21 protein-coding genes are annotated in these 25,149 nt (G+C 43.3%); 15 read left to right on the top strand and 6 right to left on the bottom strand.

Features of this window, described 5'->3' with window-relative positions; genetic code table 11:
- The 10 genes from ATG70_RS15310 (at window position 1) to ATG70_RS15265 (ending at window position 13,660) form a co-directional block, all read left to right on the top strand.
- On the top strand, window positions 1–852 hold the full coding sequence (locus tag ATG70_RS15310) for a carbohydrate ABC transporter permease (RefSeq protein ID WP_098445132.1): 852 nt from the start codon (window positions 1–3) through the stop codon (window positions 850–852).
- Window positions 853–959: 107 nt separating this feature from the next.
- Window positions 960–1,751: a carbohydrate ABC transporter permease gene (locus tag ATG70_RS15305; protein ID WP_048312872.1), complete on the top strand. Its 792-nt coding sequence runs from the start codon at window positions 960–962 to the stop codon at window positions 1,749–1,751.
- Between the two features lie 12 nt (window positions 1,752–1,763).
- The gene (locus ATG70_RS15300; protein ID WP_098445130.1) at window positions 1,764–3,482 is read left to right on the top strand and encodes a glycoside hydrolase family 35 protein; all 1,719 of its coding nucleotides are present in this window, start codon (window positions 1,764–1,766) and stop codon (window positions 3,480–3,482) included.
- A gap of 13 nt (window positions 3,483–3,495) precedes the next feature.
- The gene (locus tag ATG70_RS15295; RefSeq protein ID WP_098445847.1) at window positions 3,496–5,694 is read left to right on the top strand and encodes an alpha-galactosidase; all 2,199 of its coding nucleotides are present in this window, start codon (window positions 3,496–3,498) and stop codon (window positions 5,692–5,694) included.
- Window positions 5,695–5,710: 16 nt separating this feature from the next.
- The gene (locus ATG70_RS15290; protein ID WP_098445129.1) at window positions 5,711–6,694 is read left to right on the top strand and encodes a LacI family DNA-binding transcriptional regulator; all 984 of its coding nucleotides are present in this window, start codon (window positions 5,711–5,713) and stop codon (window positions 6,692–6,694) included.
- A gap of 19 nt (window positions 6,695–6,713) precedes the next feature.
- Window positions 6,714–7,892 (top strand): galactokinase, encoded by a 1,179-nt coding sequence (locus tag ATG70_RS15285; protein ID WP_098445128.1) that lies wholly within the window; start codon window positions 6,714–6,716, stop codon window positions 7,890–7,892.
- A 25-nt stretch (window positions 7,893–7,917) separates the two neighbouring features.
- Window positions 7,918–9,450, top strand: coding sequence for a UDP-glucose--hexose-1-phosphate uridylyltransferase (galT, locus tag ATG70_RS15280; RefSeq protein ID WP_098445127.1), 1,533 nt, complete (start codon window positions 7,918–7,920; stop codon window positions 9,448–9,450).
- 72 nt (window positions 9,451–9,522) lie between these two features.
- Window positions 9,523–11,532, top strand: a complete 2,010-nt coding sequence (locus tag ATG70_RS15275; RefSeq protein WP_098445126.1) for a beta-galactosidase — start codon at window positions 9,523–9,525, stop codon at window positions 11,530–11,532.
- Between the two features lie 59 nt (window positions 11,533–11,591).
- The gene (gene galE / locus ATG70_RS15270; protein WP_098445125.1) at window positions 11,592–12,584 is read left to right on the top strand and encodes a UDP-glucose 4-epimerase GalE; all 993 of its coding nucleotides are present in this window, start codon (window positions 11,592–11,594) and stop codon (window positions 12,582–12,584) included.
- Entirely contained in the window at window positions 12,581–13,660 is a 1,080-nt protein-coding gene (locus ATG70_RS15265) for a M24 family metallopeptidase (RefSeq protein WP_098445124.1), read from the top strand. Before galE ends, ATG70_RS15265 begins: the two co-directional genes overlap by 4 nt.
- Before the next feature lie 90 nt (window positions 13,661–13,750).
- On the opposite strand, the gene ATG70_RS15260 is transcribed toward ATG70_RS15265, so the two are convergent.
- The gene (locus ATG70_RS15260; protein WP_142329587.1) at window positions 13,751–14,983 is read right to left on the bottom strand and encodes a hypothetical protein; all 1,233 of its coding nucleotides are present in this window, start codon (window positions 14,981–14,983) and stop codon (window positions 13,751–13,753) included.
- Window positions 14,984–15,313: 330 nt separating this feature from the next.
- The gene (locus ATG70_RS15255) at window positions 15,314–15,796 is read right to left on the bottom strand and encodes a zinc ribbon domain-containing protein (RefSeq protein WP_098445122.1); all 483 of its coding nucleotides are present in this window, start codon (window positions 15,794–15,796) and stop codon (window positions 15,314–15,316) included.
- A 175-nt stretch (window positions 15,797–15,971) separates the two neighbouring features.
- Here ATG70_RS15255 and ATG70_RS15250 point away from each other — a divergent pair, with 175 nt between their 5' ends.
- Window positions 15,972–17,375: a zinc ribbon domain-containing protein gene (locus ATG70_RS15250; RefSeq protein WP_098445121.1), complete on the top strand. Its 1,404-nt coding sequence runs from the start codon at window positions 15,972–15,974 to the stop codon at window positions 17,373–17,375.
- Window positions 17,376–17,472: 97 nt separating this feature from the next.
- On the opposite strand, the gene ATG70_RS22575 is transcribed toward ATG70_RS15250, so the two are convergent.
- Window positions 17,473–17,640, bottom strand: a complete 168-nt coding sequence (locus ATG70_RS22575) for a hypothetical protein (protein ID WP_159785234.1) — start codon at window positions 17,638–17,640, stop codon at window positions 17,473–17,475.
- A 97-nt stretch (window positions 17,641–17,737) separates the two neighbouring features.
- Window positions 17,738–18,940, bottom strand: coding sequence for an iron-containing alcohol dehydrogenase (locus ATG70_RS15245; RefSeq protein WP_098445120.1), 1,203 nt, complete (start codon window positions 18,938–18,940; stop codon window positions 17,738–17,740).
- A gap of 228 nt (window positions 18,941–19,168) precedes the next feature.
- Here ATG70_RS15245 and pcp point away from each other — a divergent pair, with 228 nt between their 5' ends.
- The gene (gene pcp, locus ATG70_RS15240; RefSeq protein WP_098445119.1) at window positions 19,169–19,795 is read left to right on the top strand and encodes a pyroglutamyl-peptidase I; all 627 of its coding nucleotides are present in this window, start codon (window positions 19,169–19,171) and stop codon (window positions 19,793–19,795) included.
- A gap of 96 nt (window positions 19,796–19,891) precedes the next feature.
- Window positions 19,892–20,191, top strand: coding sequence for a TIGR04104 family putative zinc finger protein (locus tag ATG70_RS15235; RefSeq protein WP_098445118.1), 300 nt, complete (start codon window positions 19,892–19,894; stop codon window positions 20,189–20,191).
- A gap of 150 nt (window positions 20,192–20,341) precedes the next feature.
- On the opposite strand, the gene ATG70_RS15230 is transcribed toward ATG70_RS15235, so the two are convergent.
- Complete coding sequence (locus tag ATG70_RS15230; protein WP_098445117.1) at window positions 20,342–22,171, bottom strand: bifunctional diguanylate cyclase/phosphohydrolase; 1,830 nt, start codon at window positions 22,169–22,171, stop codon at window positions 20,342–20,344.
- A 178-nt stretch (window positions 22,172–22,349) separates the two neighbouring features.
- Window positions 22,350–22,940 (bottom strand): DUF5317 domain-containing protein, encoded by a 591-nt coding sequence (locus ATG70_RS15225; protein WP_098445116.1) that lies wholly within the window; start codon window positions 22,938–22,940, stop codon window positions 22,350–22,352.
- A gap of 210 nt (window positions 22,941–23,150) precedes the next feature.
- Here ATG70_RS15225 and ATG70_RS15220 point away from each other — a divergent pair, with 210 nt between their 5' ends.
- Together ATG70_RS15220 and manA are read left to right on the top strand one after the other, a co-directional pair.
- On the top strand, window positions 23,151–24,077 hold the full coding sequence (locus ATG70_RS15220) for an ROK family protein (protein ID WP_098445115.1): 927 nt from the start codon (window positions 23,151–23,153) through the stop codon (window positions 24,075–24,077).
- Between the two features lie 11 nt (window positions 24,078–24,088).
- Window positions 24,089–25,051, top strand: a complete 963-nt coding sequence (gene manA, locus ATG70_RS15215; protein WP_098445114.1) for a mannose-6-phosphate isomerase, class I — start codon at window positions 24,089–24,091, stop codon at window positions 25,049–25,051.
- Window positions 25,052–25,149: the final 98 nt, after the last annotated feature.

The raw sequence follows: 25,149 nt of genomic DNA, 5'->3' as shown, positions 1-25,149 counted from the left end.
ATGAATCGAGCGAAACGTTTTCCATATTTATTCGCAGCTCCGGCCATTCTGCTTTTCCTAGCATTTACCGTCTATCCGATTATCGCGTCCTTCGTTCTTAGTTTTCAGGAACGAGTGGGTGGAGAATACGTTTTTGCAGGATTGAAAAACTATACACGTCTCTGGAACGATGATATTTTCTGGACGGCGATGCAGAACACATTCATTATCTTTGTTGTTCAAGTCCCAGTTATGATCATTCTTGCAATGGTACTAGCCAATGTATTGAACAACCAGCTGTTAAAGCTAAAAGGATTTTTCCGCGTTTCCTTCTTTCTACCGGCTGTCACGTCGCTTGTAGCCTACTCGATCTTGTTTTCGATCATGCTTCAAGAAGAGGGAATTATTAACACGGCATTAAGCTACATTGGAATCACTGCGATTCCTTGGTTGTCTGACCCATTTTGGGCGAAAGCTTCGATCATTATCGCCATGACGTGGAGATGGACGGGATATAACATGGTTATTTTCCTAGCAGCTCTTCAAAACATTCCAGAAGATTTATATGAAGCCGCTTCTCTTGATGGCGCGAATAAGTTTAAGCAATTTTTCTATATTACCGTTCCACAACTAAAACCAGTTATTCTTTTTGCAGGTATCCTATCGACAATCGGAACGCTTCAGCTTTTCGACGAACCGTTCAACTTAACAGGTGGTGGACCAGCAGATTCAACGATGACCCTTGGACTTTATATTTATCAAAGTGGATTCGAATACTTTGACTTTGGCTATGCTTCCGCCATTGCATACGCGGTTGTTGTCATGGTAGGTATTCTCTCCATTATCCAATTCAAGATAGCAGGTGATGAATAATGGCTAAGAACCTAGAGGTAATTGAACAGTCGACAAATAAACTCACCCTTGCTGAAAGGCAACAAAAGAAACCGAAGAAAAAGAAGAATAAGCTAAAAGCTGTTTGGATGTACACGCTTCTTAGTATTTTCCTAGTTGTTTCGATCTTCCCATTCTACTGGATGTTTATCGGGGCAACGAATGACTCTAGTAAAATGTTTACGAACCCGCCAACGCTTTTACCTGGCGATCAGTTTATGACGAATTTAACGAACTTAAATGAATCGATTGGTATATTCAGAGTTCTATTTAACTCACTATTTGTCTCAGGACTTTATGTAGTCATTGCCCTTGCTGTCTGTGCGAGCGCAGCCTACGTTCTAGCGAAGTACAATTTCAAAGGGAAAAAATTCATCTTTACCGCATTCTTGCTTTCGATGATGATTCCTTACCAGGCAACATTGATTCCTTTGTTCCAAATGATGTCTGACTTTAATCTATTAAACACGTACTTCGCGGTTATTGCACCGCAACTTTGTTTCCCATTTGCGATTTTCTTGTTAAGACAGAACTTCCTTGCTTTCCCAACGGAATTGATGGAGTCAGCGCGTCTTGACGGTGCGAGTGAAACACGCATCTTTATCTCAATCGTGATTCCGTCGATGCGACCAGCTCTAGCAGCTGCATCGATCTTCCTATTCATGACGCAATGGAACAACTTTATGTGGCCGCTCGTTGTGTTGAACACGAACGACATGTACACATTCCCTGTTGCGCTTTCTAGCTTAATGGGACTGTCTTATATCGACTATGGTCAAGTGATGATGGGCGTTACGTTAGCAACTGTTCCGATCATCGCATTCTTCTTAACACTACAAAAACAATTCATTTCAGGTATGCTCGGAAGCGCCTTGAAATAGGAGGAGGCTGTTATGCTGGAAGCGAGAAAGAACCAATTTTACCTAAACGACGAACCATTTCAAATCCTTTCAGGAGGTCTCCATTATTTCAGGGTTGTCCCTCAGTATTGGAGAGATCGCCTTCAAAAGCTGAAGGCCCTCGGGTTGAATACAGTAGAAACGTATATTCCATGGAACTTTCATGAACCGAAGAAAGGTCAGTTTCATTTTGAAGGAATGGCTGACGTGGAGCGGTTCATAGCTGAAGCACAAGAAATCGGACTTTACGTCATTCTAAGGCCGTCTCCTTATATTTGCGCCGAGTGGGAAATGGGGGGTCTCCCTTCATGGTTACTAAAACAGGATGATATGGCACTTCGCTGTAGTCATCCTGCTTTTCTAAACCACGTAGAAGATTATTTCAATGAACTACTTCCGCGACTGAAGCCATTTTTACAAAAAAATGGTGGTCCGGTCATCGCGTTTCAAATTGAAAATGAATATGGGGCCTATGGCAATGATCAAAATTACCTTGCTTTCCATAAAGAACAATATGAGAAGCATGGCATTGATACGTTTTACTTCACTTCAGACGGACCAGATTTCATTAAGCAAGGTTCAATGGAGAATGTCGTGACGACGCTCAATTTCGGATCAAGACCAGAAGAAGCGTTTGCAGCTCTTGAATCCATGAAACCTGATTCACCTAAAATGGTGGCGGAATTCTGGATCGGTTGGTTTGATCACTGGAGCGGCGAACATCATACACGTGATGCGAAGGAAGCAGCTGAGGTATTCCAGAAACTGATGGACATGGGGGCTTCAGTTAATTTCTATATGTTCCATGGTGGCACGAACTTTGGGTTCTATAATGGAGCCAATCATTATGAGCAATATGCCCCAACGATTACGAGCTATGACTATGATTCCCTTTTAACAGAATGGGGAGATGTAACAGACAAATATCTCGCCATGGCAGATGTGTTGAAAAACGTAGCGGACGTTTCGGTAGAAGGTGTTTCGAAAGTTGAGACGAAAAGCTATGGTGAAGTGCAGCTAACGGAGAGTGTCAGCCTTTTCGACACCCTTCAAGATGTAGGGACGAAAGTAGAATATGTGACACCACTTAGCATGGAAAAGCTTGACCAGAACTTTGGGTATACGCTTTATCGTACGACGATTCATGAGACGGGAACATTAGAGCTTGATACAACGCCAATTCGTGACAGAGCTTTTCTTTATGTGAATGGAAAACATGAAGCAACAGTTTCCGTAAATGATGAGACAAAATCGGTGATGATCCCTTTCCCGGATGAGGAAAACACATTTGAAATTCTTGTTGAAAACCTGGGTCGAGTGAATTACGGCAAGCACTTGTCTGATCAGAAAGGGATTGTGCAGAACCTCTGGTTAAACAATCAATATTGGTTCGACTGGGAAATGATGAAGATTGAAGGCGCTCGCCTACCTAAGACGTATACAGCAGGCGAGCGTTATCCTAAATATCTGAAGGGCACATTCACGGTTGATCAATGCTATGATACATTTGTGGATTTGGAAGGGTTTACAAAAGGTAACGTGTATATTAACGGATTTAACCTTGGCCGCTACTGGCAAACGATGGGTCCTCAGCAGCGTCTTTACTTACCTGGACCACTTTTAAATGAAGGTGAAAATGAAATTGTCGTTCTCGAATTAGAGGGGAATACGGCAAGTAGCATTAAATTAATGAACGAACCTAAACTTGGATAAAGGATCGATGGCAATGAGCATTCTCGTTAATCAACAGCAGTTTCATCTTACAAATGGAAAAATCAGCTACATCTTTCACGTTTTAAAAAATGGGCAGTTAGGTCATTTGTATTTCGGAAAAGCGCTTCGTGAGCGCGATTATCGTCATTTTCAGAGAACAAACAACCCAACACCGGCTAGCTGTCATACGTATGAGGACGATGCAGCTTTTTCGCTTGAAACGATTCAACAGGAGTATCCTGTCTATGGAAAAGGGGATTTTAGAGAACCTGCCTTTATGGTATCCGGCCAGAAGCCGATTGCGAACTTTGTGTACAAATCCCATGAAGTGGTGAAAGGAAAACCTCGTTTAAAAGATTTGCCGGCAACGTACGCGAATGCAGACGAAGCAGAGACGCTCCTCGTTGTGTTGGAAGATTCGTTTCAGCAGGTAGAGCTCGAACTTAGCTATACGATTTTTGAAAATGAAGCGGTGGTCGCTCGAAACGCTCGCCTGATAAACAAAACGGATGTTGAAATTTCCATTGATCGAATGATGTCGCTGTCTGTTGATTTGCCTCATGCGGATATGGAAATGGTGCACCTCTCAGGTACATGGGCACGCGAACGTCATGTGAAGACGAGAAAGTTAGAGCAAGGAATCCAGTCGATTTCGAGCATACGAGGAGCAAGTTCTCATCACCATAACCCGTTTCTTGCTTTAAAAACTCCAGATGCGACAGAGCATACGGGAGAAGTACTTGGTTTTCAGTTCGTGTACAGCGGGAATTTTCTTGCGCAAGCAGAAGTCGATCACTACGATGTGACGCGCGTGCAGCTTGGGATTCATCCTTTAGGCTTTCAATGGCATTTAAGCCCAGGCGAGGCATTTCAAACTCCTGAAGCGCTCATGGTTTATTCGGATCAAGGAATGAACGGAATGAGCCAAACGTTCCATCGTCTGTATCGCCATCAGCTTATTAGTGAGCAGTGGAAGAACAAAGAACGTCCTGTCCTGATTAATAACTGGGAAGCGACATATTTTGATTTTAATGAAGAGAAGTTGCTTCATTTTGCAAACGAAGCGAAAGAGCTTGGGGTTGAACTTTTCGTTCTAGATGATGGTTGGTTTGGAAAGCGGAATAATGACCAATCGTCGCTCGGAGATTGGACGGTTGATTTAGAAAAGCTACCGGATGGCATCGCGTCTCTTGCTGAAAAAGTAAAGAGCACTGGACTTCAATTTGGATTATGGTTTGAGCCGGAAATGATTAGTCCTGACAGTGATCTGTTCAGAGAGCACCCTGAATGGGCAGTAGGCATTCCTGGTGAACACGTTACGCTTGGACGCAATCAGCGCGTGCTTGATTATACGCGAGCGGAAGTTGTTGACTACATTTTTGAACGAATGAAAGGAATCATTGAGGCTACAAACCTGGATTATATAAAGTGGGATATGAATCGAAACATTACGGAGGCCTACTCTGCAGGTTTAGAGCACCAGGGAGAGTTTTTCCATCGATACATTCTAGGTGTCTATGATCTTTATGAACGCTTAACATCAGAGTTTCCAAATGTATTGTTTGAATCGTGTGCTGGCGGCGGAGGACGTTTTGATCCGGCTCTCCTCTACTATGCACCACAAGCTTGGGCAAGTGATGATACAGATGCAGTGGAGCGGTTGAAAATTCAGTACGGCACATCCATGGCTTATCCGATTTATAGTATGGGCTCTCATGTCTCAGCCGTTCCGAATCACCAAACGCTTCGAGAAACACCTCTTTCTATGAGAGCGGATGTGGCGTACTTTGGGACGTTTGGGTATGAGCTGGATCCTTCTAGTCTTTCTGATGAAGAGAAAGAAATTGTGAAAGCGCAAATTAAACGCTATCAGTCACTGCGTCACTTGGTTCGTGATGGAGAGTTTATCAGGTTGCAAAGTCCGTTTGAAAGCAATGAAACGGCTTGGATGATCGTGTCAGCCGACCAAAAAGAAGCACTTGTAGGCTGGTATAAAGCATCAAGCACGCCAAACCCACGTACGAATCAATTTTTGAAAGTGAGAGGCTTAGGAAAAGATCGCGCTTACGATGTTGATGGAGTAGTTTATTTCGGAGATGAACTGATGCAACACGGCCTTCCACTTCCAATTGAATTTAACGGAGCGAACGGCGAGCAAGCTGAGCGCGGTGGGGACTTTCAATCGAAGGTGTTTTACTTAAAAGCAGAATAAAAAAAGGATGATGGCCATGGCAACGATTAAGGACATCGCACAAAAAGTGAAATGTTCGACATCGACCGTTTCACGCGTCCTCAACTATGATGAAACGTTATCTGTTTCAGATGATACGAAAAAGCGGATTTTTGAAGTGGCGGAAGAGCTCTCTTACAGTAAGAAGCGCGGAAAGAAGTCACTTACACCAAAAATCGCAATCATTCACTGGTATACGGAAAAGGAAGAGTTGAATGACCTGTATTACATGTCGATTCGACTTGGCGTTGAGCAACGCTGTCAGGAAGAGCGACTTGAACTCGTGAAAATTTTTAAAGATAACTATGATGAGCTAGAAAAAGAAAACATTCAGGGCATGATTGCCGTAGGTAAGTTTAGTAGCGAAGAAATTGCTTCATTAAATAAAGTAACGCCAAACATCGTTTTTGTTGACTATGATCCAGATAACGAACGTTACGATGCAGTTGTCGTTGACTTTGAAAAGGCAACAAAAAAAGTACTCGACTATTTTACGAGTAAAGGTCATGAGCGAATTGGTTACATTGGTGGAAGAGAAACGTTTCGGGATGCTAGTGCTGAAATTGTGGATGAACGTGAGATCACGTTTAAACAATATATGAAAGAACGAGATGATGAGTCGTACGTATTTACGGGTTCCTTTACGGTGGATGACGGCTATTCACTTATGAATCGAGCGATTGAAGAACTTGGTGAAGAGCTTCCCACCGCATTCTTTGTAGGGAATGACACGATGGCGATTGGGTGCCTCCGCGCTCTTCATGAAAATGGAGTAGCTGTTCCAGATCGCGTTAGCTTAATTGGCGTAAACGACATTAGCGTTTCAAAATACGTTTATCCCGCTTTAAGTACTGTAAAAGTTTATACCGAATTAATGGGTGAAACGGCAGTGGGACTCTTAATGGAGCGTCTTCTGAGAAGAAAAGTAGCTAAAAAAGTAACGATGTCGACAAAATTAAAACTGCGAAAAAGCAGTAAATAAACGAGGCCGGGTGAAAAAAATGAAATCGCTAAATGCACAATTTCGTAAGGTGTATGGAGAAGGTGGCGAGATTAGAAGCTTCTTCTCGCCAGGGCGCGTCAATTTAATTGGCGAACATACGGATTATAATGGGGGCCACGTTTTTCCGTGCTCGCTTAGTATTGGGACTTATGCAGTTGCAAGAAAACGAGAAGATTCCTTCGTTCGTTTTTATTCCATGAATTTTGAAAATCAGGGCGTCATAACCGTCGATCTGAAAGAGCTCATCTATGATGAGAAAGATGACTGGGCGAACTATCCAAAAGGCGTTGTCTCAATTATGAAAGATTCAGGATATGCGGTGAGCGGATTTGACGTGCTTTACTTTGGCAATATTCCAAATGGAGCTGGATTATCTTCATCGGCATCCATCGAACTAGCGACGGCCGTCTTATTAAATGAATTAAATGACCTTCATCTTGAGATGGTTGAAATGGTGAAAATGAGTCAGCGTGCGGAAAATGAGTTTGTTGGCGTGAACTGTGGGATTATGGACCAATTTGCAATTGGGATGGGGAAAGAAGATGCGGCTGTCCTTCTTGATTGCAACACGCTTGAATATACCTACAGCCCGGTTGTTCTTGAAAATGCTTCGCTTGTTATCTCGAATACAAATAAACGAAGAGGGCTAGCGGATTCAAAATATAATGAGCGCCGTTCTGAATGTGAACGTGCATTGAGTCAGCTTCAGGAGCATCTTCAGATTGAGTCACTTGGTGATCTGACGGTTGAAACATTTGAAGCAAATAAGCAGCACATTACAAATCCGATTGATCAGAAACGAGCGAAGCATGCGGTTTATGAAAACGTTCGTACGATTGAAGCAGCCAAAAGGCTAAAAGCTGGCGAATTTGACGCATTCGGTCAATTAATGAATGAGTCGCACGTTTCCTTGCGTGATGATTATGAAGTAACGGGTCTTGAGCTTGATGCTTTAGTTGAAGCTGCGTGGGCAGAAGAAGGTGTCATCGGCTCGCGGATGACAGGAGCAGGGTTTGGCGGCTGTACAATTAGCATTGTGGAAAATCAATTTTTGGATTCGTTCCAAACAAATGTTGCGAAAACCTATAAAGAGAAAACGGGTTTAACACCTGAATTTTACGTTGTGGAAATAGGTGCAGGAGCAAGAGAAATCAATCAGCTTTCGGAAGCGTTTTAAGTCTGGAGAGGAGTGGAGAGAAACCATGAGAAGCATCGACAAAGAGATTAACCGTCTCCTCCAATATGGATTGAATAAGCATCTGATTCATGAGTGGGATTTATCATACGTACGAAATCAAATTCTTGAAGTGCTACAACTTGAAGAGAGCGATCCAAGCGCCGTTCCTTCGCAAATCCCTGACAGCCCCGTTACCATTTTAGATGAAATTTTAGAGTGGGCTTATGAAAACGGAAGACTCGTTGAAAATACGGTGACTTATCGTGATTTGTTGGATACGAAAATCATGGGTTGCTTAACAGAGAGACCATCAGGCGTGATTGAGAAATTTGAAACCACTTATAAACATGATGGCCCTGAAGCAGCAACGGCTAACTTTTATCACTATTCAAAAGATGTGCACTACATTCGTACGGATCGCATTGCGAAAAACGAGGAATGGCTAACGAAAACGGCATATGGTGAGTTGGAAATCACTATTAACCTTTCCAAACCAGAGAAGGATCCGAAAGCCATTGCGGCTGCGAAAACGATGAAGTCAAGCGGCTATCCTGAATGCTTGCTTTGTAAAGAGAACGTAGGCTACGCGGGGCGAATCAATCATCCAGCCCGGCAAAACCTTCGGATGATTCCTGTCACGCTTGAAGAGAAGCAGTGGTATTTGCAGTATTCTCCATACGTTTATTACAACGAGCATGCGATAGTTTTGTATGGTGAACATGAACCAATGAAGATTTCTCGAGGCACGTTTGATCGCCTGCTTGAATTTGTTGGTAAGTTTCCACACTATTTTATTGGCTCAAACGCGGATCTGCCAATCGTTGGCGGTTCGATTTTAAGTCATGATCATTTTCAGGGAGGAAAGCATGACTTCCCGATGGCAAAAGCAGAGATGGAGCGCTCAGTTGTCTTGTCAGCTTATCCGAATGTCACAGCTGGCATTGTAAAGTGGCCGATGTCGGTATTACGTCTCCAAAGCACCGATCGCGAAGAGCTTGGTGAAGTTGCCCATGCGATTCTTCAATTCTGGAAGGGATATAGCGATGAGCGTGCTGAAGTTCTTGCGTTTACAGACGAAGAGCCGCATAACACAATCACTCCGATCGCTCGACGGAATGGCGACTTCTATGAGCTTGATCTTGTGCTACGAAACAACCGCACAACAAAAGAGCACCCGATGGGACTTTTTCATCCACATGCGGAGGTGCATCATATTAAGAAAGAAAACATCGGTTTAATTGAAGTGATGGGACTTGCTGTGCTTCCAGGTCGACTACAAGAAGAACTTTATTTACTTGGTGAATCTCTCAGCGGTGAAAATCCGTTAAACCAAATCGAACGTGATGAGCGGATTAACAAGCATGTTGAATGGGCGAAAACCCTTCTTGAAAAATATCCGGACCTGGACTCTTCCAATGTACAGAGGCGGTTGCGTGATGAGATTGGACTGATCTTCTCAGATATTTTAAGTCATGCTGGGGTCTTTAAACGAACGGCATCAGGTCAGGAAGCATTTGACCGATTTACGGACGCGCTTAACACTCATTTAAACCAATAAGAGCTTGCCGATTCTGGCGAGCTTCTTTTCACATTAAATCTAAACTACAAAACGGCAAAAGGAGCTAACACAATGTATGTAGGTGTCGATTATTACCCGGAACAGTGGCCGAAAGAGCGCTGGACAGAAGACGTGCGATTAATGAAAGAACTTGGTGTGAATGTTGTGCGCATCGCTGAATTCGGTTGGCAACTGATGGAACCTGAGGAAGGGATGTATGATTTCGCGCTTTATGATGAAGCGATTGACTTGATGACTAAGAACGGGATTAAGGTGGTGCTTGGAACACCGACAGCGACACCACCTGCCTGGATGTGTGAAACGTATCCAGAAATTTTACCTGTCGATCCGAATGGTACCGTTATTTCCTTTGGAGCAAGACGTCACTATACAGTAAACAGTGAAGTGTACCGTCAGTTTTCTGCGAAAATTGTAGATGAAATGGCGAAGCGCTACGGTCGGCATGAAGGGATTATCGGTTGGCAAGTAGACAATGAATACGGTCATGAAAAATCGGATCGTAGCTATGGCGATGTCGATCAGCAGGCTTTTCAAATTTGGCTACAGCAAAAATATGAAACGTTAGATGCGTTAAACGAAGCGTGGGGCACCGTCTTCTGGAGTCAAACCTATACATCGTGGTCGCAAATTCCTGTGCCACGTAAAGTGTTCCAGGAGCATAATCCAAGCTTGCTTCTCGATTTTGATCGTTTCTGTGCAGATGCGTATACATCTTACAATAAGCTTCAAACTGATCTTCTTCGAAAGCATATTCGCTCTGATCAGTGGATTACGCATAACTTTGTGTACACCGATCAGGCCATTAATCAGTGGGATATGTCAAAAGAGCTTGATTTTATTTCGTTCGATAACTATCCGGTGTGGGGCGGCTTACCTGAACCAATTGCGCCAGCTGCAATTGCGCATCAGCATGATCTTTGTCGCTCTTCAAAAGATGGGAAAGGCTTCTGGGTGATGGAAGAACTTTCAGGAGCGCAAGGTTGGAGCCGCATCGGTTACTTGCCTCGTCCAGGCCATATTAAGCTTTGGACGTATCAGGCGATTGCTCGCGGAGCTGAAGCAATTGTGTACTTCCGCTGGCGCGCCGCTCGTTTTGGAACGGAAGAGTTTTGTCACGGCGTTCTTGACCATGATGGAAAACCAAAGCGCAAATACAATGAAGTAAAAGAAGTGATCGATTCCCTGAGCGTGTTTGGAGATGAGTGGATTGCATCGAAATATGGTGCGAATGTAGCGGTTTATTATGATGTTGAAAACGCCTGGGCGTGGGGCATTCAGCCACAAAGCAATGCGTTTGAATACAAGCAAGAGTTCCTTCGGTTCTACAGTCCTGCCCATCGCATGAACGCGATGACGGACATCGTAACAAAAGAAAGCAATCTTGACGGATATAAAGTGCTTGTTGTACCGGTTTATTTCCTAACCGATCCAGCAGTTAATGAGAAAATCTCACGCTTTGCGGAGCAAGGTGGCACCGTGATTCTTTCTTATCGCGCAGGGGTGAAAGAACAGAACAATTTTGTCGTAGAAGATACGCTTCCAGGCGCACTACGTGAGCTCGCGGGTGTTGAAATTAATGAATATGAATCGCTTCAGCTTGGTCAAAACAATGAGGTTGAAGGGGTGCAGGGAGCGCTGAAAGGTGTGAACTCTGTCGCTTCCATCTGGTGCGATCTCGTTGAGCCGAAAACCGCGGAAGTTCTTGCTGAATATCGCGACTGTTTCTATGAAAAAACAGCGGCTATTACGAAAAATCAGTATGGAAAAGGTACGGTGTACTACATCGGATCGGCTCTTGAAGAAGAGATGATGGATGCTCTTTATGGAGAAGTTTTCAAAGCAAATGATGTAACGACGATTCGTTCAAGTGAAAACGTGGAAGCTGTTACGCGTACTGGAGAAGATGGAGCGATATTTTTATCTGTTGTAAACCATTCGACTGATCATGATGGTACGCTCACACTTCCAGACGGTACGTGGATCGATGCGGTTTCACACGAGGAATATCGTGGAGAAATGACAATTGCACCGCTTGGTTCATATGTGTTAAAGCTTAATTAGTATTTTCCGGGAAATAACGATAGCATTCGACGATTAATGATTGATACGGAGGGGAAAATATGGCGATTTTAGTCACTGGTGGTGCCGGATATATCGGTAGCCATACGGTTATGTATTTAAGAGAGCAAAATGAAGATGTTGTCGTACTCGATAATTTAACAAAAGGACATGAACAAGCTGTGCTTAACGTTCCTTTGTATAAAGGAGATTTAACAGATGGAAAAGTGATCGATCAAATCTTCGCGGATCACGACATTGATTCTGTGATTCACTTTGCTGCGAGTTCACTTGTTGGAGAAAGCGTGACAAATCCGCTTGAATACTATCGAAACAACGTAGCGGGTTCTCATGCACTTGTATCAAAACTCGTTGAACATGATGTGAAATACATCGTGTTCTCATCAACAGCGGCCACTTACGGAAATCCAGAAAGAACGCCGATTGAAGAGGAAGATGTGACGAATCCAACAAATCCGTATGGAGAGACGAAGCTTGCGATTGAGAAAATGTTGCGCTGGTGTGACGATGCTTACGGCTTAAAATCAACTTCGCTTCGCTACTTTAATGCAGCTGGTGCAGATCCAGAAGGGAAAATTGGGGAAGATCATCAACCGGAGTCTCATCTCATTCCAATCGTCCTTCAGGCGGCGCTTGGTCAGCGTGAGAAAGTATCGATTTTCGGTAATGACTATGATACGAAAGATGGCACATGTGTCCGTGATTATATTCACGTGCTTGACCTTGCGCAGGCTCACTATCTTGCGTTGAAAAAGATGAAAGAAACGAATGAGAGCGGTGTTTATAACCTTGGCAATGGCAAAGGATTTACGGTGAAAGAAGTGATTGATACGTGTCGTAGTGTGACGGAGAAATCCATTAAAGCAGAAGTAGCGCCGCGTCGCGCTGGAGATCCAGCAACGTTGATTGCTTCTTCTTCCAAAGCGATGAATGTACTTGGGTGGAAGCCGGTCTATCCAGAGCTTTCGCAAATTGTGGCGCACGCGTGGAGCTGGCATCAAAATCATCCTGAAGGGTATGGAGATCAGTCATGAGTATTGAGAAGGTACGTTTATTTTTAGAAGAACAGGGTTATGATGGGGTCTTACTTAGAAGGCGGAACAATTTCTCTTGGATCACAGGAGGGAATACGAATTACATCGTTCAGACGATGGAAGCAGGTGTGGCTGACTGGATTATTACGCGTGAGCAGGCGTATCTTGTTACGTCGAAAATGGAAGAGCGCCGTATTGTGGAAGAAGAATGTGCCGATCTTTCGTTTTCTTTTGAAGTGCTGTCTGATGATTGGTACAAACCAGCTGAAGATTTAATTGAATCGGTAACGGCTGGACTGCGGATGGCAGCTGACATGCCTTATGGCGACTGGGATGTAGTGGATGAAGTGCTTGGAAAGTATCGCTCGATCTTGTCGGCTGATGAGCGTGAACTGTACCGTAATCTCTGTCAAAAAGCTGCAAAAGCGGTAGAAGAGACGTGCCGTGAAATTGAGCCAGGTCAAACGGAAAAAGAAATTGAAGCGCATCTTGCAGCGAAAATACTTGCAGGTGGGATGTCGATTCAGGTGCTTCTCGTTGCGACAGATGAGCGGATCTATCGCTATCGCCACCCGATTCCAACTCAGAAGAAGCTTGAACGTCATGCGATGATTGTCATTTGTGCGGAAGAAGCAGGCCTTGTCGCAAACGTTACGAGACTCGTTTACTTTGGCGAACAGCCAGAAGAATTGCGTCAGCATAGCGCTGCGGTTGCAAGGATTGATAGCGTGATGAATCATGCGACGAAAGTGGGCGCAACGGCAGGGGAAGTGATCCAAGCCGGAATTGCGGAGTACGATAAGCAAGGCTTCCCGGAAGATTGGAAACTTCTTCATCAGGGTGGATTAACCGGATTTAATTCGCGCGAATTTCTCGCGAATCCAGACACACCAAACAAGATTGTCGTGAATCAAGCCTACGCATGGAATCCTTCATTGCCTGGTGTAAAGTCAGAAGACACGGTGCTTCTCACTGAAGAAGGCCTCGAATTTATGACATATACAGATGAATGGGTGTATCAGGAAGTTGAGGTAGAAGGCGTTACGTATGTGCGGAACGCGGTGTTGGTGAGGTAGAGAAGTGAAAGGAGTGAAGGGGGTCAGGCTCGAGCCTGACCCCCTTCGCAAACAAAAAACCTCAAAAGTCCACCCACAGCGGACGCTCGCTCAACCCACTTTCCGTTTCTTCAAATAAGCGCCACAAATGGCGAGAAGTGTTGAGAAGATAAAGCATTTGAAGAATGTCGCGATGGCGGAGGAACCAATAAAAAGAAATGGTACGTCTGTCATGTCTTGAAATTCCCTAGCTGAGAAATCTAATTTAAATGTGAATCCAGTATTTAAACCAGCAGTTAGTAAAGACATCATAAAAGCGTATAGCAAACCAAAGACGACAATCCGATGAAGCTGAATAGTGCCTCCCTGATTTAGCCTGTATCCTGCCCATATGAATAAACCAATTGGGATGAGCAACCCGATGATCATATAGAGTTTTAAGTTACCTGGATTACTTGATAGGAAGCTAAAGAGTGAAAAAGGATCATTTGTTTCCATTTTTATCCCGCCAAGAGCAGAATACATCACCTGCAGTTTCTCATCTAGTATGTTCATATCTAACGTAAGAGAAGAAAGGTTGAGCGTATTCCATAGAAGAAAACCGCCTTGAAACGCGATGATTAGAAAATAGGTTCCAGGAATATCATCAAAGCTAAGAAAAGGGTTAGCGTCAGACATGAAACGATAGAGTAACAGAATAATCACTGTAGAGGAGAGCATGATTCCGAATGTGATCGTTCTGATGCCTTCTTTTAGTGGAGAAGAAGTTAGTTGTTTCATCGTACCACTTCCATACAAACTACCAATAAACGAAAAGATTGTCCCTAGGAAAAATGCAGCAAAGAAAGCTTTTATGAACGGATAGTTGTTTTCGATCGCCAAACTTGCAACCATACCGCTATCTTGTGCTGAAGCATCGAATTGGAATCCTGCGATTAGAGCGATCAGTGCCGTTAGCACGCCATAAACAAGTCCGATTAAAAGCGAAGATACCCAATAGTGTTGAAACGTTCCTGAAGCTCTACGCCCATACAAGTATCCCGCAATCAGTAGCGAAATAAGGGGCAGTAAAAGCAGGATTAGCAGGCCAGACTGAAGCTCGAGGTCTCCTCCAAATCGCTCACCAGCTTCTGTTAAATTGAAGGAAAGTGTTGAATTAAGGAGATGAGCTGCCATCCAATAATCGGTCATTCCAACGAAGGGATCGGTTAATGGCGGGTTTTCAGTACCGTAGTTATAATAAAAATCGTTTACGACTTCTGTCGGCCCAACCTCGAGCTCATTTAGGGTTTGTTGAAAGGAAGCGGCTTGCTGCTGAAACCCTTCTGATACCACGAAAGACATGATGCCAACCGCTAGAAAGGCAAGAAAGGCGCAGAGTATGGCCAATCTTTTATTGATACTGCTGAGATCGGGAATCGTATGAGACGTCGCCACCTTTTCCTGGGTGCGTTCCGCTTTAAAAGGGACGAGGGGAAGTTGAAAAGAACCACACTGCAAACAATATTGCTCGTGATTGCTATTCTCTGTACCGCAATCTGAACAAAATTTTGGTTTGGCGCCCGAAGTAATGCTTGGAGTCTCTGCATGAAGCTGAAAAGTCCCATCAAAAGGACAGTAATTGTCGCTAACCTCGTTGCCACATGTTGTACAGTACGTGATGATTACCACCTCCTAGCCGTTTTTTAAACCGCAACAACCGCAGAATTGAGCAGACTCAAGTACTTCTTCCTTACACATTTCACACGGTTGCGTTGCGAGCGCTTGAGGGGGTTCTGCTATCAGGACTTTGCTTCCACAGCTTCCACAAAACGTATCCTCTACTTGAATGGGGGCTCCGCATTCGCAAACGTGTTCACTTGCTTCTTTTTTCATTTGGCTGAGGGCACGATTCGCTTGATAAAGTTCCAGGTCGTATGGAAGAAGGCGCTCAACTTGTTCTGTTAAATCAGAATGCTGGATTTCTCCTTTTCGAAGGAGGCGATAAGTTAGCTCTCCAAGCTGGTTAATGACTTTCATGCGATTTGAAGCAGCATCACTTGCATGCTTCTTTAACTGTGAAACTTCCTGTGCCGTTTGGAGTTTCGTTTTTCCTTGGTTTAGGCCATCTTGAAGTTTTGACAAACCTCCGCCTATTTTCGTTTGTAGATCTGACATGCCTTCTCCTCCTTCAGCTGTTCGCTCTTTATAGGACAGAGGCGAACGAGTGCTTTTCTCGACCTTTTCATAGATATGATAAAAGTTCTAAATCATGTTAAAAATCGATTTGGAATAGCAGTCATAAATAGAAATCTCTCCCATATGATTTGGAATAATGGGCGGAGGTGGGAAGATGAATTGGTGCAATCAGTGTAAGAGGAGCGAGGCCGGAACGTTTTGCGTCAAGTGCGGACAGAAAGTCGCAAGAACGAGGGAAACGCCATTAAACAAATCGAGAGGTCTTTTATGGGGAGCAATCATTGGAGGGATACTCCTTGTCTTAATTGGTAGTTTTCTAACGTTAAAATGGGTAACATCTCCTGAGCGAACAGTGGAGCGGTTTCGCGATGCGCTTTTGGAAGAGGATTACGAGGCGATCGGGAAGTTCATTCCTGACACAAATCCATTGCTTTCCCAGGAAGCTGAACTTGCGAGTTTTGTTTCGCTTTTGAAAGATCACCCTGACCAACGAACGCTTCTTGTTCAAGATTTGGAGAGACAGGCTAGAAGCTTAAGCGATCATACGCTTATCAAACCGAACGAAAGCTTGCTCCTTCAAATGACGTTAATGGAAGATGGGAAGGTTTTTTATCTATTTAAGGATTATGGAATCGCTCCTACACCGATCTATGTAGAGGTAGGAACACAATTCAATAAAACAACGCTTTTCATTAATAAAGAAGAGAGCGGAACGATTGGAGAAGATGGTAAAAAAATCGGGCCATTTCTGCCAGGGAGCTATCATTTTGAAACAAAATTAGAAAATGAAGGGTACACGATGCGTGGAGAAGCGGAGATCGAACTCGTTCCATCTGAGGAAACTGTGCAGGTTGATTTGCCTGTTAATGGCGCGTTTGTGATGCCAGATTCGAACTACGAAGATGCTCGCTTATTTATAAATGGAAAAGACACGGGCATCGCGGTAGGTGATACCGGAGAAATTGGTCCTTATCCAACGGACGGATCTGTTGTTATGCATGCAGAGAAAACGTTTGAAGCAGGCGTCGTGAAAAGCCCTTCCGTTCATTTTGAAGGAGAAGCTCCGTTCTTTTCGATCGACTATCGCGAACCTGCCGTGATCGAAAAGGAAGTAGCTGCTGATCAGCCAGAAGTGGTGCAGAATCAAGATGAAACAGATCTGATCATTTCCGCTGTTAATACGTACTTAAATGACTGGGTCTATGCCTATGAAAATCTTGAAACAGATTACTTTTCAAACCTAACCCCAGAGCTTCAATCGTATTTTGACGAACGCTTCCGATCAGTGAAAGAAAATAATGCCGCTTTTACTGGAGAGGTTGTGGAGGCAGCCTTTGATCTCGACAGCCTATTTATCGATTCATCTGGAAAGAAAGCAGAAATCGACGTTCTTGTTACGATGGATTCAGCGAATCATGAGAGAGGTGAAAGCAACGTAAAGACGGAAGTTACCTCAAGTGGTTTTCACTATAAACTTGTGAAAAGCGGAGGGAAATGGTTGATTGACAGCCGAGAAGAAGTGGATTACGTTGATTTAACGAATGCTGTAGTCTATTAAAGTGGTAGCGTAGAGGGGGTCAGGTTCGAACCTGACCCCTCTCACAAACAAAAAAGGCGAAAGTGTCCACCTCAAGCGGACACTTTCGCCTTTTCGATCAACCTATAAAAGAAGCAATTAATAAGGCGAGAAAGACAAGCGAGATTAACGCAAGGAAGATCACGCCCATTTTGCGAATCGCTGGAGGAAAGCGATCGGTTAGCGGAACTCTTATAAGAAAGATCATGATCGCAAGAGAAAGAATAAGTAATAAGAAGTAACCCAAGTATGACACCACCTATTTCCGTTTTAAGTGATGTTCCCTAACAATAGGATTATCAATCATGAAAGCCCGCTTAAGTAGCGGGCTTTCATGATTGATATTAAGGGTGTTGAATATTGGCAAGTGACGCTTCTACAACCTTCCCATTGAAAGCAGATTGATAGATCGCGCGAATATCGGCTTCGTAAAGAGGAAGCGGGCTTCTGGCAAGAAGTCTTTTCTGTTTCAGACCGTCTTCAGTGAGTGATTCAAGTGCTGAACTTGGAATATCAAACCCGCTAAGTGTACTTGGAATGCCGACATCTTGAACGAGTCTTTCTAATTGGCGAACGCATTCATAGGAAGCTTCCTCTTCTGAAAGAAATTGAGAATTACCGCCCAGCGCGTTCAAAATGTCTCCCATTCGCTTTGTACAGCTTTTTCGAATATATCCCATCACATATGGAAGCAACACCGCATTGGAATCTCCATGAGCAATGTGAAACTGACCGCCAAGTGGATAGGCGAGTGCATGGACGCCTGCCACTCCTGCATTAAAAAAAGCAAGACCGGCCATATAGCTTCCGTTACTCATATCGATACGTGCTTCTCGATCTTCTCCATTCGTAACAGCACGTCTAATGGAGCGGCTAATTAGCCGGATTGCTTGTAGCGCAAGTCCATCTGTCGTCGGACTTGCGTTGACCGAGACGTAAGCTTCAACCGCATGGGTAAGGGCATCAACACCTGTTGCCGCGGTTACCTTTGCAGGAACGGAAATGGTTAGTTCAGGGTCAACAATCGCTGCATCTGCAAGTAGATAGTCGTGTGTAACGACATCTTTTGAGCTTTCAAGAGAGAGCACCGCGATATTGGTTACTTCAGAACCAGTTCCTGCCGTTGTAGGGATTAGTATTTTAGGGAGGCCTTTGTCTGTAATCTCTCGGTTTCCTGATAAATTGAGATAATCTCCAACAGAACCTTCATGTGCCGATAAAACGGCCGTTAATTTGGCGAGATCTAATGCACTTCCTCCGCCAAGGCCGATAACGAGATCATATGCATTTTCTCGCGTATAATTGACGAGCTTTTCACCGATGGCAAGCGGTGGCTCTGGTACAGTTTCGGTATAAATATGTACTGAATATCCTATCTCTTCCAATGGTATCCGAACACGATCAGCAAGACCGATATCGTTTAAAACCGGATCAGTAACAACAAGAATACGCTCCGGAGAGTGCTTCTCTACTTCAGGTAAAAGCTGTTCAAGTGCCCCCCAGCCGGTGTAACTGAGTGGCGTGAAAACAAGTTTTGAAAAAGACATACGGTGTTGCCTCCTTTTGTTTAGATAAGCTCTATACGACAGAGGTTCGTGATTTTATATTAAATCCCTTTTTAGAACGTAAAGAACTTTTCAATATCACTTGTGGTGGTGATGGTAAAAATTTACTAAAATTTCTAGGTTAAATCTCTTGAAATAAGGTTATAGAAAGGTAATGTAGAAGTTTTGTATCTTCACCAAGACTGGTTTAAAGCGAAAGGGGAGAGTGGAGTGAAACCTTTATTGTTAACTGGATTTGAACCTTTTCTTGAGCATCGTCATAACCCAACCGAACAGATTGTCATGGAATTGGATGAAGAAACGATTGGTGGGTTTGAAATTATTTCGCGCGTGCTGCCTGTCGATTATGAACGAGCGGCAGAAATGCTGATTGAGTATGTTGAACAGTGTGATCCGGTTGCAGTGATTATGCTTGGACTCGCTGCGGATCGGACAAAAATTACACCAGAACGTATTGCGATTAACGTGAATGACAGTGTAGAAGATAACACGGGACACGCCCCTGAAGACCAACCGATTGTTGAGGGAGGTCCAGCCGCTTATTTTTCCACGCTTCCTATTAAAAAGATGACGGATGCGCTCATGCAAAATGGCATCCCTGCCGAAATTTCCAATACTGCTGGAACCTACCTTTGCAATAACGTCATGTATAGCGTGCTGTATGCGCTTGAACAAAAAGACCTTACGATTCCTGCAGGATTTGTTCATGTGCCACCTACTTTTGAGATGACGCTTCATCATTCGGCACACACCGGTTTTCCGTTTACGAGTATTCGAGATGCCATTAAAATTATGATTCATACCCTTGCTGAGTTAGAAGAGGATGTACAAAACTAATATTATTCGCAAAAAGCTGAGCCCATTCGGTCAGCTTTTTTCCAACTTGAAACCCATTATAAGCGATACTCGTATAAAGAGTAGGGGGGATTAGAGATGGCTACCTGTCAGCAATGTCAAACAAAATGGACGTGGAAAGAAACCTTTCGAGCAGTCGTTAACTTTAAAAAATACGATTGCTGTCCGTCTTGTGGAAGTAAACAGTACCCTACTTGCAGGACTCGGAATAACCTGGCTGTGATTCCGAGTATTGTGGCGGTACTCTGGCTACCGATGCTAGCATTTGACGTTTCGCTTTTCGTTATTTTGGCGGTTGAGCTTGCAATGGCAGTTGTTACGATCGGTATTTTACCGTTCTTTTATCATGTTACTGATTGTGACGAGCCTATGTGGTAATGGCCTCGTTATGGTTACATATTTGTTGCAAAGGGGAGCAGGCTGCTTTCCTTTCTCAATTAGTTAAGACAAGCATGAAAGGTAGGTATTAGGTAACAGTTAATGCCTTTTCAGCAGTAAACATAAGCGAATGCCTCGGCATTCGCTTATTTAAATCGTAATCTGAATCGGCTTCTCATTAAGAGCGGGATTCTCATTAATGACTTTGATAAATTCATGGACGAGTTCGGGATCAAACTGAGTACCCGCACATTTTTCTAGCTCATCAATCGCTTCGCTGATCGATTTTGTTTTTTGGTAAGGACGTTCGGTTGTCATGGCATCAAACGAATCAATAATCGTTAACATGCGTACAAGTTTTGGAAGCTCTTCACCGCTTAATCCATAAGGATAACCTTTTCCATCAAAACGTTCGTGGTGCAGTTCGACGAGCGGGAGAAGGTCGTGGAGTTGGCGATTTGTCGACACAATTTCTCTGCCCCAGGTAACGTGCTTCTGAACCATTTCCCATTCGTCTTTCGTCAGCTTGCCTTTTTTGTTGATAATTTCACGAGGAATTTCAAGCTTCCCGATATCGTGAATTAAGGCACCCATTACGAGGGTTTTCTGATCATTTGCATTCAAATTCAAACGATTGCTGAACTCAATTGCATACTCATGAACTCGTTTACTATGTTTGTACGTATAAACATCTTTGGATAGAAAAATTTTCAATTGTTGCTCTAGAAGTTCCATTTCTTTATGGTTGTAAAACGTTTTGGAAAGAACGTGATTCGCATCATAAATACAAACGTTGTTTTTCCCTTTTGTTTTAGAAAAATACATCGCTTGATCTGCCTTCTCAAGAACTTCCGACGAATCATACATGTCCCGATTGTACTGAATAACGCCCGCTGAGAAAGATAAGCAGCCGTGTGGAAGAACTTCAACACCTTCAAAATAGTGGTCGTTTACTTCTTTTCGAAGATGGTTGATGATGTGATACGCTTCCCGTTCTGTTTTTCCCGGCATTAATAGCGCAAATTCTTCTCCGCCATATCGAGCGGCTGTAAACACGTCTTTCGCATTCCTTTTTAGTTCGGCACCGAAGTGTTTTAACAGTCTGTCGCCCTGTAAATGACCGTGCTGATCATTGTATTTTTTGAAATCATCAAGGTCGATTAAACCGATGGATAAAGGTTGTCCTGTGGCTTTTGCAGTTTTTATTTCATCCTCTAAAAGTGACTTGAAATAACCGTGATTGTATAGCTCAGTGAGATGATCGATATCTGCTTTCTGTGAAACTTCTTGATAAAGTTCAAAATACTGTTTAAACGAAACGGATAGCACGACAGCTACGGATAAAAACAATAGCATGCCAAGAATGACCTGTTGTTGCATTAATAAAACGAGAATCAAGGAAAGACCAAGCGTAATGAAATAACTTGATATCGTTTCTTTCAACATGCCTTGCACAATTTGATATAAGTTTTCAGATGCGGATAAAAGGAAGAAAACCCCGATTAAGAGCACATTTAAACTAAAGTACACGACCAGAGAAAACATATAAGAGGCAACGTTGAAGAATGTTAGCATGCCGCTTAATTCACCGGAGAGCATAAAAACTTCATATGCACCGATGATCATGATGCTATAAATCGCAAAATTAAATAGGTGTTTCCACCAGACAACGTTTTTGTTGTATAAAGCATAGATGATCGAAGTGACAAGCAAAAGGGATAGCGTCATGTGGAGACCGAATACAAATAGGACTGCCAGGTAGATCGCTGAATCCATCGATAACGAGTTACCGCTTGGTGGCAACAGGATCGTATAATGATTCAATAATAAGATTGCCGCTACGAACGTGAAGGCCAGACTCCAGTTAATCGAATGAAATGTCAGTAAGTACTGAGTGAGGAAGAGTGAACTTCCCGCGATAGAAACGAGTGCAAGATATACGCTTACAACATTAGTTAATTTCTGAAAGATGCCCTTCATGTCTCGATCACTCTCATTTAAATTTAGTTTTTTAGGAGAAGCAGTGCCTCTCCTTTGTGATTAAACCAATTTAAATCCAGAAGTTAGTGCGATAACAGCAGTAGTAATAATTGCAATATTCGTAAGGATGCCTGTTAGTTTAATTCCCTCTTTCCGTTCCATTAATGTCCACCTCCTTTCAAGTTCCTTTTTGAGGCGCTGGCGTTTGGATGAGGGTTTCTGGATGTTTGGTCTTAACCATAACGCGCTGGATGAAAATAAAAATACCAATATTCATGATAACGTCACCAATACTAATCACTTGATCTTTTGGATAAGGGTCCGTAATTGGAATTACGTCACCGAGAAACCAGAGGGCAGTGCGATCGGTCAACACAGCATGTTTTCCGTAAAGACCATTTTTGATAGCTTCTGCGTAAGCAGGATCAAGAATATTCGCTGATTCGAGAGATACAGGCATTCTTCCTCCGTTTAGAGCCATTACGATGAAATTTAATAGAACACCGATGAAAAGAATCATGATCCCAATGTTCATTTTTCGATTTAACCAAAGAAATGTTAGTCCGACGATGTAAATCAGCATAAAGAGCGGTGCGCTTAGTTTTCCAATCCATGCGTAGGTAGATTGAAAGGAAAAGATAAGAACCTCAATGACAAGCAGCAATGGAAAGATCCATCCAGCTCGAAATGAGAGATAAGCAAAGCCTTTTAAACTTCCTTTTCTTAAATACCCGACGAGAATTGCTACTAAAATGCCGTCAAAAACCATTGAAGTCACCCGATTTGTGTCGTTTTATTCTTAGTTTAGCAGAGGGTTGGGAGATTAGGAAGAATTTTCTTAAAAATGACAATAATCGCATTAGATTTTATTTGTTCTTTCATAAGAAAACTTGTAGATTCTATCACTTTTTTTGTTCAACTCCTTCTAACAAAAGGATTCGTGGTAGGATATAAGAAAGAATGATAGGGAGGTAGAGAAATGGAAAACGTGTATATCGGAGTAGACCTTGGCGGTACAAATCTTCGTGTTGGGATTGTCGATGAGAACGGACGGATTCTGCAAGTGAAACAAATAGCGACAGAAGCCGATCAAGGTTATGAATTCATTATTGAGCGAATGACTAATTTAATAAAAGAAGTGAAAAAAGCGTATTCAGCGGTTTCCATTGGGATTGGTTCACCAGGACCTTTAAATCCATTTGATGGAATCGTGGTGTCCCCACCTAATCTCCCTGGATGGAAAGATGTGCCTATTACCGCAATGATTGAAGAAGCAATCGGCATCCCCGCATATCTCGTCAATGACGCTGATGCCGCTGCGCTCGGTGAAGCATTATATGGCGGGGGAAAGGGTAGAGAAAGCACTTTTTACATAACAGTAAGCACTGGCGTTGGTGGCGGCTACGTGCAAAATAATCGCCTGATGCAAGGCGAACATGGTTATAGCGCGGAGATTGGTAATATGATTATCCAGCCTGGTGGTCAGAAGCATGCGAATATGAACGCTGGATCCCTTGAAGCGCTTGCTTCAGGTACATCAATTGCACGAGAAGGAAAGGCGAGACTAGGCAAAACTTTAGGAGCAGAAGATGTGTTTCAACTTGCTAAAGAAGAGAATGAGGAAGCCCTCGCGATTATAGAAGAAGCAGTGGATGCCCTGGCCATCGGGATTGCGAATCTTGTTCATACTGTTGATCCGTCAATCTTTATTCTCGGCGGCGGCGTGATGCAGGCAAAAGACATGATTTTACCGATGTTACGAAAAAAAGTCGATGCCTATGTATATGAAGAACTCCGTGGGAAAATCGCGATCGAACCCGTTCAGCTCCATGATAAAGCTGGCATTATTGGGGCGGCGATGCATGGACGGCAAAAATTTGATGATGAGAAACTGAAAAAAGAGTAGGAGGAAGATACATGTATCAACATGAACCACTTTTTCTAACACCCGAATTTAAGGATCGTCTTTGGGGTGGAACGAAGCTACGAGATGTTTTTGGGTATACGATTCCAACTGAAACGACTGGTGAATGCTGGGGGATTTCAGCTCACCAAAATGGTGCAAGTGAAGTGCGTAATGGTCCGCTTGCTGGAAAGAAATTAAGTGAGGTTTGGGAAAGTCATCGTGAACTATTTGGCCATGAAGAGGGCGAACACTTTCCACTTTTAGTTAAAATTCTTGATGCTGATCAGGATCTTTCCGTTCAAGTTCATCCTGATGATTCGTATGCGAGAGAAGTCGAGGGAGAGGCTTACGGAAAAACAGAATGCTGGTACATTATTGATTGTGATCCGGGCTCTGAATTAATTTTTGGCCATCACGCACAGTCAAAAGAATCGTTCAAAGAGATGATTGCAGCTGGGGATTGGGATAACTTGCTGCGCCGCATTTCAATTGAACCAGGTGAATTTTATTTTGTACCAAGTGGAACCATCCATGCAATCGGTGCAGGAACGATGATTCTTGAAACGCAGCAAAGTTCAGATACAACGTACCGTGTGTATGATTATGATCGAACCGACGCGAATGGAAATACACGCGAGCTTCATATTGAACGTTCGATTGACGTATCGACGATTCCCCATGAAGATCCGCCATTTTCACCTGTTGTAACAGAAGAAGACGGATTGAAGCAGGTAGAGCTTGTGTCTTCGGAGTATTTCACAGTATACAAGTGGGAACTTGATGGGGAATATTCTCTTCAGGAAGACCACGGTTATTTGCTTGTAAGTGTGTTAAGTGGAGAAGGCGTTATTGCATCTAGCGAATCGTCGCATGCTGTAAAGCAGGGCGATCATCTGATCATCCCGGCAACCATGAAAGTATGTAAATTAGAAGGCGATCTTGAAATGATCGTTTCAAAAAGCGAAAAAGCATAGGTTGTAGCCAGCTCAGGATGTGAGCTGGCTTTTATTGTTTTTAACATTTTTGTGAAAAAGCTCATTTTTGTTCGAGCCCCTAAATATCCTGTATAATG

Source organism: Bacillus sp. es.036, assembly GCF_002563635.1.
Classification (GTDB): Bacteria; Bacillota; Bacilli; order Bacillales; family Guptibacillaceae; genus Guptibacillus.
The sequence above is the reverse complement of the archived record's forward strand: the minus strand, read 5'-3'. Positions and strand labels throughout refer to the sequence as shown.